The organism is Nostoc sp. (assembly GCF_041747015.1).
Taxonomy (GTDB): Bacteria; Cyanobacteriota; Cyanobacteriia; order Cyanobacteriales; family Nostocaceae; genus Nostoc.
Genome location: NZ_JBGTFY010000072.1, coordinates 1 through 15358, shown reverse-complemented (window position 1 = coordinate 15358; position 15358 = coordinate 1). Strand labels below are relative to the sequence as shown.

Sequence of the window (15358 nt, the reverse complement as noted above, 5' to 3'; positions counted from 1 at the left end):
TATACTCACCAGAACTACAGTTTTAACGACGGCACAGAGTTTTTCTAGCTACTTAACTGGTACTACTGCCCAGAATATCTTCAGAAATAATTATGGGTTTCTTGCGCCTTAATCACCACAAAGTAAATCAATTAAGTAGTCGTTGTTGTGAATTTTTAACTATTTGGAGTAATGTCTCGTGAAGTTCACTAAAAAACTCTCAATTATTGTTTGTAGTTTGACCACTGCCTTCCTTCATACTGCTGTGATTACCAATACTTATAAATCAGCAGCACAAGCAGAACCACAAGAGCTGATTATCAACGGTGGATTTGAAATCGATCCTCTCGCAGATCCTAATGATCCTAACATTGTAAATTCTTCAAGAGGTCGAAATCCTACCTTAAGATAGAATTTCCTGGTGCGTTCAAAGAAAGAATCGGAGTGCGATGAGCCAAGAGTTTTTACTTGGAGGAATTCTAACCCTCTGTTCCGGCAGTACTCAGCTGAGTATTCAACGAGAGCTTTGCCAATGCCGTGACGATGATATTCGGGCATAACACCCATAACGTAAATCTCTCCAGTAAACTCATTATGTTCCTTAAGTGAGAGGAATCCAATAACGACACCTGTTTGAGTCACAGCAGCAAATAGGGTGAGTTGATTGACATTACAACAGTACTCCAAAATCCCTGACTCAATACCGAACCAATCAGGCAGCAAGCGCAAAATGCCCTCAGCGATTTCGCTTTTACGATCAGTGACTTCTTTAATGGAGAATTCCACAGCAGAATTGATTACATCACGGAAGATAGTTTACTCTGAGTTTGATACCGAAACGCAAGAAAAGCTGGGATTATCTGCCTGGACTGAATAGTTTTATATGAGAATTGCTCTATTTACCGAAACCTTTTTGCCCAAGGTTGACGGCATTGTAACGCGCCTGCGCCATACTGTTGATCATTTACAGCGCACAGGGAATCAAGTGCTAGTGATTGCCCCGGATGGAGGCATCACTGAACACAAAGGCGCTAAAGTTTACGGCGTTACTGGCTTTCCTCTACCATTGTATCCAGAATTGAAAATGGCATTACCCCGCCCAGCCATTGGTTACACCTTAGAAGAGTTTAAGCCAGATATTATTCATGTGGTGAATCCGGCAGTTTTGGGTTTATCTGGGATATTTTATAGCAAAATCCTCAAAATACCCTTAGTAGCGTCTTACCATACCCATTTACCCCAATATCTCCAACATTATGGCTTGGCGATGCTGGAAGGTTTTCTTTGGGAACTGCTCAAAGGCGCTCATAATCAAGCAGCTTTGAATCTGTGTACCTCCACAGCAATGGTGGAGGAACTGACAGCACATGGTATTGAACGGGTAGATTTGTGGCAGCGTGGGGTGGATACGGAACTATTTCACCCCGATTTAGCTAGTGTAGAGATGCGATCGCATCTATCACAAAATCATCCAGAAAGTCCCTTGTTGCTTTACGTTGGCCGTCTTTCGGCTGAAAAAGAAATTGAGCGCATCAAACCAATTTTAGAGGCAATTCCCCAAGCGCGGTTAGCATTGGTTGGGGATGGCCCCCATCGTCAAGCACTGGAAAAACACTTTGTTGGCACAAACACTTATTTTGTTGGGTATCTCATGGGGCAAGAGTTAGGTTCTGCCTTTGCTAGCGCTGATGCCTTTATTTTTCCCTCTCGTACAGAAACACTAGGCTTAGTATTACTAGAAGCGATGGCTGCTGGCTGTCCAGTGGTAGCAGCCCGTTCTGGAGGAATTCCCGATATTGTGACAGATGGGGTAAATGGATATCTTTTTGAGCCAACAGCAGATGTTCAAAAGACGATGCCAGCCGTGGGCGGAGCGATCGCTGCTACTATTCGCCTCTTAGAACAAAAACAACAACGAGACATCATTCGTCAAAATGCTCGCCGGGAAGCAGAAAGTTGGGGCTGGGCAGCTGCCACTAGGCAGCTACAAGATTACTATCAAAAGGTGATATTTTCTCAACAGTTGACAAAATATGGGACTGAGAACTAGGAGACTAGGACTTACGCACTGTACAAATTAACCGTGATGTGGATTAAGGAAAATAGGCTGTTTCAGGCTTTTATTAATTATCCTTATGATGCCTACGGCGGTAAACTACGTAAATAGACGACGCTGTAGGGGTTTAGCAATGCTCATTGGTGTCAACTTAACGTAAAAGTCATGTCCCGCAAGGAACTGAAGTTCCTTGCTAATAGCTAAAGTCATCTGAAAGATGACTAAATATAGTCAAAAATCTTTAGTCTACTTTAGTAGACTTTAGCTAAAAGCCAGAGAACTTTAGTTCCAGGCGGGTGAGGGAGCCAACAGTTAAGCCATTTCTAGGCTTAAGTTGACACCTATGAGCAATGCTAAACCCTTACGAAAGATGTGGCTTTTAACCATATTCATATCTGGTATTTTTTGTCAATGCGTAAGTTCTAGAGACAACGAAAATTAGATACTCGTTCATCTAGCTCAAAGACTCATTAATGAAGCTCAAAGCCTCAACCTATCAATCCAATACAGTTCGATTAACCTGTTTATTCCTCGAAGATCCCCCCAACCCCCTTAAAAAGGGGGCTTTTCCTTCTAATTACCCCCTTTTTAAGGGGGTCGCCACAGGCGGGGGAATCTTATCCGAAGGTATTGCCTATCAATCCCCAAATCTAAAATCTAAAATTCCGATGACACTCCCCAATACTGGCAGCGTCTTGGCTATATTAACTGAACTTACTCAAGTTAATCGTACTCACGCCCTACTGAGTCGCGTTAAAGACTTATCTGTTAATGAATTTGTGTGCTTACTCGACTTCATAACCGCTGAATTCCAGCAATTTCTCAGAGCTATTGAACTGATCAATAATGAAGCTCTAGAAACTATGTTGGAAAAGGTGCTAGAAGCTATCACACTCAAAATTGGTCAAATTCTTCAGGCAGAACACACAGCTATTTTTCTAGTTGACTATGACAAAGGTCAACTGTGGTCAAAAGTTCCCCAAGATAATACCCAAAAATTCTTAGAAATTCGGACTCCCATCACAGTGGGTATCCCCGGTCATGTTGCGAGTACAGGTCAATATCTCAATATATCTGAAACTTATACTCACCCCCTATTTAGCCCAGAACTTGAAAAACAAATGGGCTACAAAATCCGCAATATCTTATGTATGCCCGTTATCAGTAGCAAAAACCAGACTGTAGCGGTAGTGCAACTAGCTAATAAAACCGGGAATATTCCGTTTAATCATGATGATGAAGAACGTTTTCGGGACTTTGCCGCTTCTATTGGGATTATCCTGGAAACTTGTCAATCTTTCTATGTAGCAGCTCGCAATCAAAGAGGTGCAACAGCTTTGTTGCGCGCAACTCAAACACTGGGGCAAAGTCTGGATTTAGAAGCAACTTTGCAAATAGTCATGGAGCAAGCTCGAATTTTAATGCAAGCAGACCGCAGCACGCTGTTTTTATATCGTAAAGAGATCAGCGAACTCTGGACAAAGGTAGCGGCGGCGGATGGCACAAGTTTGATCGAAATCCGTATTCCCACTAGCCGGGGCATTGCTGGCTATGTGGCTTCCACTGGTGAAGCCCTAAATATCTCCGATGCCTACAAAGACCCGCGCTTTGACCCGACTACAGATAGAAAAACTGGGTACATAACTCGTAATATTCTATGTTTGCCAGTATTTAATTCTGCCAATGAATTGATTGGCGTCACGCAATTAATTAATAAGCAACAAAGCAGTTTTACTGCTTCTGATGAAGAATTTATGCGGGCTTTTAATATTCAGGCAGGAGTTGCTTTAGAAAATGCTCGCCTGTTTGAAAATGTGCTGTTAGAAAAACAGTATCAAAAAGACATTTTACAAAGTCTGTCAGATGCAGTGATTTCTACAGATATGGCAGGACGGATTGTCACGATTAATGATGCGGCACTGGAGTTGCTGGGTTGTCTTATAAAAGACGCTAATACTAAGAATAACAAGCTTTTGTGGGAACAAAATTTGATTGGCCGCCTAGTTTGGGAAGTTGTGCCCATTGAAAATCTTCAAATGCGACTAGAAGATAGTTTAAAAACTGGAGCTAAACATTATGTGCCAGAGCAAAGTTTGATGGTGGGACTATACCAAGTTATGAGTGAGGAATTAGGAGTTAAAAGTGAGACTCAGTACTTAGGATTTAGGAATCAGCATTCAATAATTTTAGCAGTGCGCGATCGCACTAATCCCGATGTTTTCATTCCCTGGAATTTACTCCTCACTCCCCAATCTGAATTTCTCGCCTCTAAGCAGGTGCAAAAATTAGAACGCAGTATCAATCTCACTGTTAATCCCCTAACTAACCCAGAAGGCGGTGTTCGGGGTGGTTTGGTAGTTTTGGAAGACATCAGTCAGGAAAAACGGATGAAAACTACCATGTCCCGCTACCTAACGCCTCATGTAGCTGAACAAGTTATGGCATTGGGAGAAGATGCTTTAATGGTGGGTGAGCGCAAAGAAGTAACCATCTTGTTTTCTGATATTCGCGGCTACACAACACTTACCGAAAATCTCGGTGCATCTGAGGTGGTATTGCTGCTGAATCAGTATTTTGAAACGATGGTGGAGGCGGTTTTTAATTACGAAGGCACTCTCGATAAATTTATTGGTGATGCTTTAATGGCGGTATTTGGTGCGCCGTTACCACTTACAGAAAATCATGCTTGGAGGGCTGTGCAGTCAGCGTTAGACATGAGACGCCGCTTAGAGGAATTTAACCAGCGGCGAATTATCCAAGCACAACCACAAATTCGGATTGGCATTGGCATTAGCTCTGGGGATGTGGTTTCGGGTAATATTGGTTCCCGCAAACGGATGGATTATACAGTAATTGGGGATGCCGTAAATTTGAGTTCGCGCTTGGAAGCGGTAACTAAGGATTATGGTTGTGATATACTTTTAAGTGAATTTACTTACCAGCTTTGCAGCGATCGCATTTGGGTGCGCCAGTTAGATAAAATTCGCGTCAAAGGTAAACACCAGGCTGTGAATATCTACGAGTTAATTGGCGATCGCACTACTTTGCTAGATACCAACACTCAAGAGTTTTTGTTTCACTATCATACAGGACGCGCTGCTTATTTATCGCGCAACTTCTCACAAGCGATCGGCTGTTTTCAAGCCGCCAAATGCCTTCAACCCCAAGACCAAGCTGTTGATATCCACTTAGAACGGGCGCGTAATTACCAACAAACCCCGCCTCCAGAGTCTTGGGATGGTGTCTGGACAATGCTTACTAAGTAGTTATTCGTTATTGGTCATTTGTCATTTGTCATTAGTTATTCTCCCTCTGCCCCATGCCCCATGCCCCATGCCCCATGCCCCCTTCAACCCTGAACCTCCCCCTCGTCATCCTGAAACGGATCTTCGCCGATTCTCAGCTCTTTTTTTGAGCGTTTCAACTGTTTCCATAAATCTTTTATTTGTTCGTAAGCTTGACCTGGAGGCACTTTTCCACCTGTTTCTAAGTTGCAAATGTAACTTACTCGTTGGGCAAATTCCTGTAGATTCGCATTAAAAACCAAGTTTTCTGGCTTTACCTGACCGTAGTAGCGACCACGAGGGTAGAGAAAATCATCCTTATTCACTATTTTGTTCTCCAATTTATTTAACTTTCCTTTGTTTGAATCTCTAAAGCTGAATCGCTAGCTACCTTAATCTTCATTTTCATCAGACTAGGGTAAATCGAATCATCGAACTCTTTTCCCAATTATTTATGCGGAAATTGATTGATTCAGATTTTGAGACTAGAGGACAAAGGTTAAAATACTTGACTGTAAATGTAAAAAAAAAAGTTTCTGCTCAGGTGACTAGAGACTATATTTGATTTTCCTTCTAGTTGTCAATTTATCTCATCTTAATTTATGAAGTTCAGATTGTAATTAATTTCAGTTGAAACCCGTAATACAATCTATTAAAATATACTTATACTACCAAGTAATTTTTCTGTGTAAAAAAAGTTGGAAATAAATATACTATGCGCCAAAGCCAATTGTTCTTTGTTAAAATCCTCTTCAATAATCACCAATGGCTAATGGTTGATAACTAAAGATAAAATGGTGAAGCCTCAAAGGACAACTTTTGTCCATCGCCTAGAACTTTACCTGCCACCATGTCTGTTAATTCCAAGTTATACGAAGGAAAAGCGAAAATTCTCTATACAACGGACGATCCGGAAGTCTTGTTGGCTGATTTTAAGGATGACGCCACGGCGTTTAACGCCCAAAAACGTGGCAGTATCCAAGGAAAAGGAAAAATTAATTGTAGTATTTCCAGCCAGCTTTTTAAACAGTTGGAGATAAGCGGTATAAAAACGCACTTCATAGACAGCCCTGCCCCAAATCAGATGCGGGTGAGAGCAGTAAAGATTTTGCCATTAGAAGTAGTTGTCAGAAATATTGCAGCTGGCAGTTTGTGTCAGCAAACAGGGTTAGCAGTGGGTGCAATTCTGAAACAGCCTTTGGTAGAGTTTTATTACAAAAACGACCAATTAGGAGATCCTTTATTGACAAGCGATCGCCTGTACCTGCTAAAACTAGCTACGCCGGAACAAGTAGACGCAATTACACATCTAGCATTGCAAATCAACGAATTTCTTGGTAACTTTTGGCAACGGTGCGGCATTACCCTAGTAGACTTCAAACTAGAGTTTGGTTTGGACTCACAACAGCAGTTGCTCTTGGCAGACGAAATTAGCCCCGACACCTGCCGTTTGTGGGATACCGCAGAAGAAGACTCAAACCGCCGGGTAATGGACAAAGACCGCTTCCGCAGAGACTTAGGGAATATAAAAGATGCCTACCAGGAGGTTTTACAAAGAGTGCTAAAAGCAGTAGAGAGTAATAGTTAAGTGAGTAAAAATCAATTAAACTCGTGTGGATTGTCCTTTGTCTTTTGTGCTTTGTAACTAATAGCCAATGACTAATGACTAATTTTTAATGGTGTGTGTGGTCGTGAAGAGGAATTATAAGTAAAATGCGTTTATCTCCCGTATTGCTGGCAGTAGTAGCAATTACAGCCCCTTTGGGCGGCTCACTGAGTGCAAATGCACAAACCGCCAACAGTTCAAAACAGACAACAGAAGTTTTAGTACTAGAAACAAATCAGCAGCTAGAAAAGGAAAATAGTCAGGGTGATTCTAGCAAGAGTCTAGAATCTCGACCTAATCCCACAGGGGTTACAGAGGCGAAACATATCCAATCCCGCGTTATCGCAGTTTACACTGGTAAATTAGGAGGGATGCCTGCGGCGGGCGTAGATGCAGCAACATCACAAGTAATAGTGCCAACCTCCGCAACGCCGACAACTGCACAAACCCCTCAAATAAATCCCAGCCCTACTCAACAGCCGTCTCCCGCTCCTGAGCTTCCATTCCCAGATAGTCAACAACCAACACCTACCCCAACTCCTGAGACTACTCCAGTCCCAGAAAATCTCAATCCACCGACAACCGAACCTGTACTACCCACAACTCCAGAACCATCTCCCACTCCAGACATTCCATTCCCAGATAGTCAGCAACGAACACCTACCCCAACTCCTGAGACTACTCCAAATCCGCAGAATGTTAACCCGCCGACAACACCGGGAAATACTGAACCCAACGCAGCCCCAGAAGCAAACGACCCCCGCGTGCTGGTGTCGGAAGTATTAGTTAGATCACAGGCTGGGCAACTATCACCAGAACTCGAAGACCAAGTTTACAAAGTAATCCGTACCCAACCAGGACGAACGACAACCCGCAGCCAACTACAAGAAGATATTAACGCCATCTTTGGTACTGGCTTCTTCTCCAATGTCCAAGCAGCGCCAGAAGATACTCCCTTGGGAGTTCGAGTCAGCTTTGTTGTGCAGCCCAACCCCATCCTCACCAAGGTACAAGTAGAAGCCAATCCTGGCACTGGTGTTACCTCCGTACTACCACCTAACACTGTTGATGAAGTCTTTCGTGAGCAGTATGGCAAAATCCTCAACTTGCGTGACTTGCAGGAAAGGATCAAGGAGTTAAACAAGCGTTATCAAGACCAAGGTTACGCCCTAGCAAACATAATTGGAGCGCCAAAAGTCTCTGAAAATGGAGTTGTTACCTTGCAAGTAGCAGAAGGTGTAGTAGAAAACATTAGAGTCCGGTTCCGCAATAAAGATGGTCAGGAGACAGATGAGAAAGGACAACCAATTCGCGGACGGACGCAAGATTACATCATTGTACGAGAATTGGAATTAAAGCCAGGACAAGTATTTAACCGCAACACGGTGCAGAAAGACCTACAGCGGGTATATGGATTGGGACTATTTGAAGATGTGAATGTCTCACTTGACCCTGGCACTGACCCCAGCAAGGTGGATGTAGTAGTGAATGTAGCCGAACGCAGCAGCGGTTCTATTGCGGCTGGGGCAGGGATTAGTTCTGCTAGCGGACTTTTTGGTACAGTTAGCTATCAACAGCAAAACCTAAATGGCAGGAATCAAAAACTGGGAGCAGAAGTACAGGTGGGAGAAAGGGAACTGCTATTTGACGTGCGGTATACCGACCCCTGGATTGCAGGAGATCCTTACCGGACTTCCTATACAACCAATCTTTTTCGCCGTAGTTCCATTTCGTTGATTTTTGATGGCAAAGATGAAGATATTAGAACCTTTGACCCCAATCCAAATAATCTCACTAATACAGAAGATCAGGATCGCCCGCGTATTCTCCGTCTAGGTGGCGGTGTCACCTTTACCCGTCCCCTTTCCGCCAATCCTTACAAAACTTCCGTATGGACAGCCTCAGCAGGTTTACAGTATCAACGAGTTTCCGCCCGCGATGCTGATGGCAATCTCAGAAAAACAGGAGCGGTATTTGACGATAATGGTAACCGCACCAGTGAGGAAATTCCCCTTAGCTTCTCTAACACGGGTCAAGACGATTTACTACTGTTGCAACTGGGGGCACAGCGCGATCTCCGTAATAACCCCCTACAACCCACTAGCGGTTCTTATCTCCGCTTTGGAGTCGATCAGTCAGTCCCCATAGGACTAGGTAACATTTTCCTGACCCGATTGCGAGGTAGCTACAGCCAATATTTACCCATCAAGCTTATTAGTTTCAGCAAGGGGGCGCAAACCTTAGCATTTAACCTGCAAGCTGGAACCATCGTTGGTGACTTGCCTCCTTACGAAGCCTTTACCATTGGCGGTAGCAACTCCGTTCGGGGTTATGAAGAAGGAGCATTAAGCAGTGGACGCAGTTATGTACAGGCATCAGTTGAATATCGATTCCCAGTTTTTTCAGTAGTTAGCGGCGCACTATTTTTTGATGTCGGCAGTGATCTGGGAACTACTACAAGAGCGGCTGAAGTACTGAACAAAAACGGTAGTGGCTTCGGCTATGGTGTCGGCGTTCGCGTTCAATCGCCACTGGGGCCAATTCGGATCGACTACGGGATTAACGATGATGGTGATAGCCGGATTAATTTTGGTATTGGCGAAAGATTTTAATTTGTCATTAGTCATTGGTCGTTGGTCATTGGTGAATCACAAAGGACAACTGACAAAGGACAAATGACAATTAACTTTTTTGGATTAGCTTGCTAATTTTTACATTTACCTCAATACTGTTCCGATAAAGGGATTAGTTGCATTTTTAGGGGAATATCAGGGATTCTACCAAAACAGACGATGAACAATAGTAAACAAAATATATTGGCTTTTCGGCTATGGAACAGCACACTCTAGCAGCAGAAATCACCCAAACTGGAGTGGGGCTGCATAGCGGTGTGAGTACCCAGGTGCGGATACTACCAACTGAAGCAGGAAGTGGACGCTATTTTGTGCGGGTGGATTTACCAGATTTGCCGATAATTCCAGCCCAAGTTGCGGCGGTTAGCCAAACTGTTCTTTCAACTCAGTTAGGTAAGGATGAGGTGTGCGTTCGCACGGTAGAACATTTGTTAGCAGCGCTTTCGGGTATGGGTGTGGATAACGCCCGCATTGAAATTAATAGCTCAGAAGTTCCACTTTTAGATGGTTCGGCAAAGGTGTGGACAGCCAATATTGCTCAAGTTGGCTTAGTATCACAACTAGTTAACAACCAAGAATTTTTGGCTGTTACAGAACCAATATGGGTCTATGAAGGGGATGCTTTTGTCTGTGCCCTCCCAGCCCCGGAAACCCGCTTTAGCTACGGGATTGATTTTGACTTGGCTGCCATAGGTAATCAATGGCATAGTTGGTCACCAACGGTTGAACTAGGAAACGCTTCTGCTAGCTTTGCTGCGGAAATTGCTCCTGCCCGGACTTTTGGTTTACTGCATCAAATTGAACATTTACAAAAAACAGGTTTAATTAAAGGTGGCAGTTTGGATAATGCACTCGTTTGTGGACCAGAAGGCTGGCTAAATCCACCATTAAGATTTGCAAATGAGCCAGTCCGTCATAAGATATTGGATTTAGTAGGAGATTTAAGTTTACTAGGAACTTTTCCTATTGCTCATTTCTTAGCGTATAAAGCTAGCCACAGTTTACACATTCAACTGGCTCAGAAAATTTTAGATTTTGCGGGAAGTTGAGCCAGTCACGTGGTGAGGCAGTCCGGTCTTCTCCCAAAGGGAGAGGCTAGCGCCAAGGGGGTTTCCCCCAGGAGGAACTGCCGAAAGGGTTTCCCGACTTGAGCGAACTGGCGTGTCAGGAGGTTTTCCCTCCTTAACTTTTCAAGACAGATTTTAGATTTGTTCTAAAGCCTGAAATTAGAAATCCTTAAGTATTTACACGCATAAATACTCAACTTGCAGATTAAAATCAACCACACGGCTCATGTCAATTCTTACCGAAGTCAATAGCATCAATACGATCGCATCCACATCTACCGATGAAATTACAATTACATCTGAGATTAAAACAACTTTTACATCTGAAGAAATTCAGAAACTGCTACCTCACCGCTACCCATTTTTACTTATAGATAAAATAAGTGACTACGTTCCGGGAAAACGAGCTGTGGGTATTAAAAATGTTACTGTAAATGAACCTCATTTCCAAGGTCATTTCCCTGGACGTCCACTGATGCCGGGAGTATTAATTGTCGAAGCAATGGCACAAGTCGGAGGTATTGTCCTAACTCAAATGTCTCCAGTAGAGGGCGGACTGTTCGTCTTTGCTGGTATTGATAAAGTCCGCTTTCGCCGCCAAGTTGTACCGGGGGATCAACTAGTAATGACAGTGGAACTGCTATGGGTAAAACAACGTCGTTTCGGTAAGATGAGAGGGATTGCCGAAGTTGACGGTGAACTCGCTTGTGAAGGCGAATTAATGTTTTCTCTAATTAACTAAAAGTTTGCTTTCGTGGTATTGGCATAGCCGTGAAGTGCCCCGACTGAATCCTGAAAAAGGATCGCAGTGAAAAAAATCCACAACAGCATCCTAATAATTTCTTGATTTTCGACGCCCTACGAGACTCAGTCTCGTTCACACTTAACTTGCTTTGCCTGACACTTTCGTTCACTGAAATACTTCACGTTCAGCAATGCTAGTTGCCTCAATGGGACGGTAGTCGCTACAACTCTTTTAACCAGAGCAACGCGCTGCCTCGGAAACCCTGGCACGGCGCTGGCTTATCAAGACAGTTCTGGAGATTCACCCTTGAAAACGCTTATTCATCCAACTGCTGTAATTCATCCTAAATCGGAACTCCACCATACAGTCCAAGTCGGTGCCTATGCTGTAATTGGAGCGCATGTTAAAGTGGGTCCTGAAACAATAATCGGCGCTCATGCGGTGCTAGAGGGACCTTGTGAAATTGGGGCGCAAAATCAGATTTTTACGGGTGCAGCCATCGGTATGGAACCCCAGGATCTCAAGTTTGTGGGAGAACCAACTTGGGTCAAAATTGGTGATCACAACTTGATTCGTGAGTACGTTACAATTAACCGCGCTACCGGTGCCGGTGAAGCGACGGTAATTGGTGATGGGAATTTGCTGATGGCTTATGTCCATGTGGCTCATAACTGCGTGATTGAAGATCAGGTAGTGATTGCTAACTCTGTGGCGTTAGCAGGTCATGTCCATATAGAGTCACGCGCAAGGTTGAGTGGGGTTTTAGGTGTCCATCAATTTGTGCATATTGGTAGACAGGCAATGGTGGGAGGCATGGCACGTATTGACCGGGATGTGGCCCCATATATGCTAGTGGAGGGAAATCCGGCGCGGGTACGAACCCTCAACCTTGTCGGACTCAAACGGTCTGGGATGGACTCAGCAGATTTGCAAATGCTGAAAAAAGCTTTCCGCATTCTTTACCGTTCTGACTTGTCTTTTAAGGATGCCTTGGAACAACTAGAACTGTTAGGAAATAGCGAACAGCTGCAGCATCTGCGTCGTTTTCTGCTACTTTCTCAGATGCCAGGAAGGCGTGGTTTGATTCCCGGTAAAGGGAAAAAAGGCGCGAGTGATGAATCGTGAGATGTGAATTAGGAGTTATGAATTAAATTTTTAACTCCTAAGTCCTGATACCCTCAGGCTAGAAGCCTGTGGCTACACAAACAAAGCCCACCGACCTGGGCTAAACTACGTATTTTTATACATAAATAGTATAACTACTCACTCCTAATTTGTAGTAACACAATTATCAAATGCGGATATTTATCAGCACTGGTGAAGTCTCCGGCGATTTACAAGGGTCGCTGCTAATTGCAGCACTGAAGCGTCAAGCTGTAGCGATTGGGTTGGAATTAGAAATTTTGGCGCTGGGTGGCGAAAAAATGGTAGAGGCTGGGGCAATACTACTGGGAAATACGAGTAGTATTGGCTCAATGGGTATTTTAGAAAATCTACCTTATATTTTGCCAACTATTCGGGTGCAACGTCAGGCGATCGCTTCTTTAAAACAAAATCCACCTGATTTAGTGGTGCTGATCGATTATATGAGTCCCAATATAGGAATTGGGACTTACATGAAACGGCATTTACCAAATGTGCCTGTGGTATATTACATTGCTCCCCAAGAGTGGGCTTGGTCAGTTAGTTTGGGTAACACTAAACGGATTGTCGGCTTTACAGACAAGCTATTGGCAATTTTCCCACAAGAAGCCCGTTACTTTCGGGAGAAAGGCGCAAAAGTTAGCTGGGTAGGGCATCCTTTAGTTGACCGGATGCAGGACGCTCCAGGTCGGGAAGCAGCCCGTGCAACACTGGGGATTTTGCCAGAACAGATGGCGATCGCACTACTCCCCGCCTCGCGCCACCAAGAATTAAAATATCTTTTACCAGTAATTTTTCAAGCTGCCCAAATTATTCAATCTAAATTACCTGAAGTTCATTTTTGGATTCCCCTATCTTTGGAAATCTTTAGACAGCCAATTGAGGAAGCACTTGAGCGTTATGGTTTGCGGGCTACAGTTTTATCAGGTCAACAAATGGAAGTTTTTGCTGCTGTTGATTTAGCCATTAGCAAATCTGGTACTGTCAACCTAGAACTTGCTCTGTTAAACGTGCCGCAAGTTGTAGTTTACCGCTTAAGTTCCCTGACTGCGTGGATAGCTCGTAAAATCCTCAAAGGTTCCATAACCTTCGCATCGCCACCCAATTTAGTAGTGATGAAGCCGATTGTGCCAGAATTTTTACAAGAGCAAGCCACACCAGAGAATATTATTCAAGCGGCGATGGAACTGCTGCTCAATCCCATTCGCAGACAGCAAACTTTGCTAGATTATGAAGAAATGCGGCGAAGTTTAGGAGAAATTGGGGTGTGCGATCGCGCTGCTCAAGAAATTTTGCAAATGCGACCAAATAATTCGTAATTCGAGGTAGATAATCAATTTATTTATGAATAAAATAAGTGTGAAGCACCTGTTTTTACCGGAAGCCACATTTATTCATAGGGTAATTACGAATTATGTTGAGGTGTCATGGCTCATGAGATGAGAAAACAACGAGCGATCGCAGTTGATTTGTTTGCCGGTGCTGGTGGTATGACTCTTGGCTTTGAGCAAGCTGGGTTTGATGTGCTAGCGTCTGTGGAAATTGACCCTATCCACTGTGCAACACATGAGTTTAACTTCCCTTTCTGCTCAGTGTTATGTAAAAGTGTTGTGGATACAACTGGGGAAGAAATTAGGAATCGGTCTGAGATTGGCGATCGGGAAATTGATGTGGTAATTTGTGGTTCACCATGTCAAGGATTTTCCCTAATAGGTAAACGGGCTGTTGATGATCCACGAAACTCTTTGGTGTTTCACTTTCATCGGCTGGTTTTTGAGCTAAAACCGAAATTCTTTGTCATGGAAAATGTCCGGGGGATCACAGTTGGCGAACACAAACAAATCCTCCAAACCTTAATTAGCGAGTTTAAAATTTACGGTTATCAAGTAGAAGAAAATTATCAAGTTCTCAACGCTGCTCATTACGGAGTACCACAGTTTCGTGAGAGATTGTTTCTCATAGGTGCAAGAGAGGATGTAGAATTACCAAAATATCCTCAGCAGATTACTAAACAAGCATTACCAAATAATTTAACTTCTAAAAAAATATCTGAACTCCCGTTTAGTCCTACAGTATGGAATGCAATTGGAGATTTACCTGAAATAGAAAAATACCCGGACTTGCTAACAAGAAGTTGGGTTATAGCAGAATACGGAAAGCCTAGTAATTATGCTCTTGTAATTCGTGGTATCAAATCCCTAGATGATGATTATTCTTATAAACGTGAATACGATTTGCGAGTACTTTCTTCAAGTTTAAGAACAAAACATTCTGCGGAAACTATTAAACGTTTTCAGGAGACTCAACAAGGCCAGAGAGAAAAAATTAGTCGTTTTTATAAGCTGCACCCTGCTGGTGTTTGCAACACTCTAAGAGCCGGAACAGACGAGTCTAAGGGTTCTTTTACATCTCCTAGACCGATTCATCCGTTTACACCGCGTTGTATCACAGTCAGGGAAGCAGCGAGATTGCATTCTTACCCCGATTGGTTTAGATTTCATGTAACCAAATGGCATGGATTTCGGCAAGTCGGTAACTCTGTACCACCGCTATTAGCAAAGGCTGTGGCAGCGGAAATTATTCACAGTTTGAAAATTTCGCCTTTGCAGCCGAGTTTTCGATATAAGTTGGGAGAGGAGAAGTTACTGCAACTTAATATGTCTCAAGCGGCACACCATTATCACAGGGACTCATAGTTGCTTAATTAGGGCTTGCTGAACAAAAGTGAAACATAGTCTAGGTAAGGGTTTTGAGCATTTTTTCACCAAGCAAGTGCAAGACTATAGCATCCAGAGGTTCAAAAACCTTGCACTTTCGTCGGCGAGCGCCGGGCAAATTGGGAAAC

At 43.5% G+C, this 15358-nt stretch carries 11 protein-coding genes; 9 read left to right on the top strand and 2 right to left on the bottom strand.

The window, feature by feature from the left end:
* Positions 1-258: 258 nt before the first annotated feature.
* The gene (locus tag ACEW80_RS05745) at positions 259-765 is read right to left on the bottom strand and encodes a GNAT family N-acetyltransferase (protein ID WP_373525671.1); all 507 of its coding nucleotides are present in this window, start codon (positions 763-765) and stop codon (positions 259-261) included.
* A gap of 97 nt (positions 766-862) precedes the next feature.
* On the opposite strand from ACEW80_RS05745, the gene ACEW80_RS05740 reads away from it, so the two are divergent.
* Together ACEW80_RS05740 and ACEW80_RS05735 are read left to right on the top strand one after the other, a co-directional pair.
* Positions 863-2029 carry a glycosyltransferase family 4 protein gene (locus ACEW80_RS05740; protein WP_373525670.1) on the top strand — a complete coding sequence of 389 codons (1167 nt, stop codon included), beginning with the start codon at positions 863-865 and terminating at the stop codon, positions 2027-2029.
* A 674-nt stretch (positions 2030-2703) separates the two neighbouring features.
* Entirely contained in the window at positions 2704-5301 is a 2598-nt protein-coding gene (locus ACEW80_RS05735; protein ID WP_373525669.1) for a GAF domain-containing protein, read from the top strand.
* An 83-nt stretch (positions 5302-5384) separates the two neighbouring features.
* On the opposite strand, the gene ACEW80_RS05730 is transcribed toward ACEW80_RS05735, so the two are convergent.
* Complete coding sequence (locus ACEW80_RS05730; RefSeq protein ID WP_373525672.1) at positions 5385-5648, bottom strand: hypothetical protein; 264 nt, start codon at positions 5646-5648, stop codon at positions 5385-5387.
* 521 nt (positions 5649-6169) lie between these two features.
* Between ACEW80_RS05730 and purC the strand changes: the two genes are divergently transcribed.
* The 7 genes from purC to ACEW80_RS05695 all read left to right on the top strand — a co-directional run bounded on the left by purC (position 6170) and on the right by ACEW80_RS05695 (position 15209).
* A complete protein-coding gene (purC, locus tag ACEW80_RS05725) occupies positions 6170-6907 on the top strand; it encodes a phosphoribosylaminoimidazolesuccinocarboxamide synthase (RefSeq protein ID WP_373525668.1) in 738 nt (245 codons plus the stop codon).
* A gap of 125 nt (positions 6908-7032) precedes the next feature.
* Positions 7033-9537, top strand: coding sequence for a BamA/TamA family outer membrane protein (locus ACEW80_RS05720; protein WP_373525667.1), 2505 nt, complete (start codon positions 7033-7035; stop codon positions 9535-9537).
* A gap of 218 nt (positions 9538-9755) precedes the next feature.
* Complete coding sequence (gene lpxC, locus ACEW80_RS05715) at positions 9756-10607, top strand: UDP-3-O-acyl-N-acetylglucosamine deacetylase (RefSeq protein WP_373525666.1); 852 nt, start codon at positions 9756-9758, stop codon at positions 10605-10607.
* 244 nt (positions 10608-10851) lie between these two features.
* Positions 10852-11367 carry a 3-hydroxyacyl-ACP dehydratase FabZ gene (gene fabZ / locus ACEW80_RS05710; protein ID WP_373525665.1) on the top strand — a complete coding sequence of 172 codons (516 nt, stop codon included), beginning with the start codon at positions 10852-10854 and terminating at the stop codon, positions 11365-11367.
* Positions 11368-11676: 309 nt separating this feature from the next.
* Positions 11677-12495: an acyl-ACP--UDP-N-acetylglucosamine O-acyltransferase gene (lpxA, locus tag ACEW80_RS05705; RefSeq protein ID WP_373525664.1), complete on the top strand. Its 819-nt coding sequence runs from the start codon at positions 11677-11679 to the stop codon at positions 12493-12495.
* Between the two features lie 170 nt (positions 12496-12665).
* Positions 12666-13832: a lipid-A-disaccharide synthase gene (gene lpxB, locus ACEW80_RS05700; protein WP_373525663.1), complete on the top strand. Its 1167-nt coding sequence runs from the start codon at positions 12666-12668 to the stop codon at positions 13830-13832.
* 108 nt (positions 13833-13940) lie between these two features.
* Entirely contained in the window at positions 13941-15209 is a 1269-nt protein-coding gene (locus tag ACEW80_RS05695) for a DNA cytosine methyltransferase (protein ID WP_373525662.1), read from the top strand.
* Positions 15210-15358: the final 149 nt, after the last annotated feature.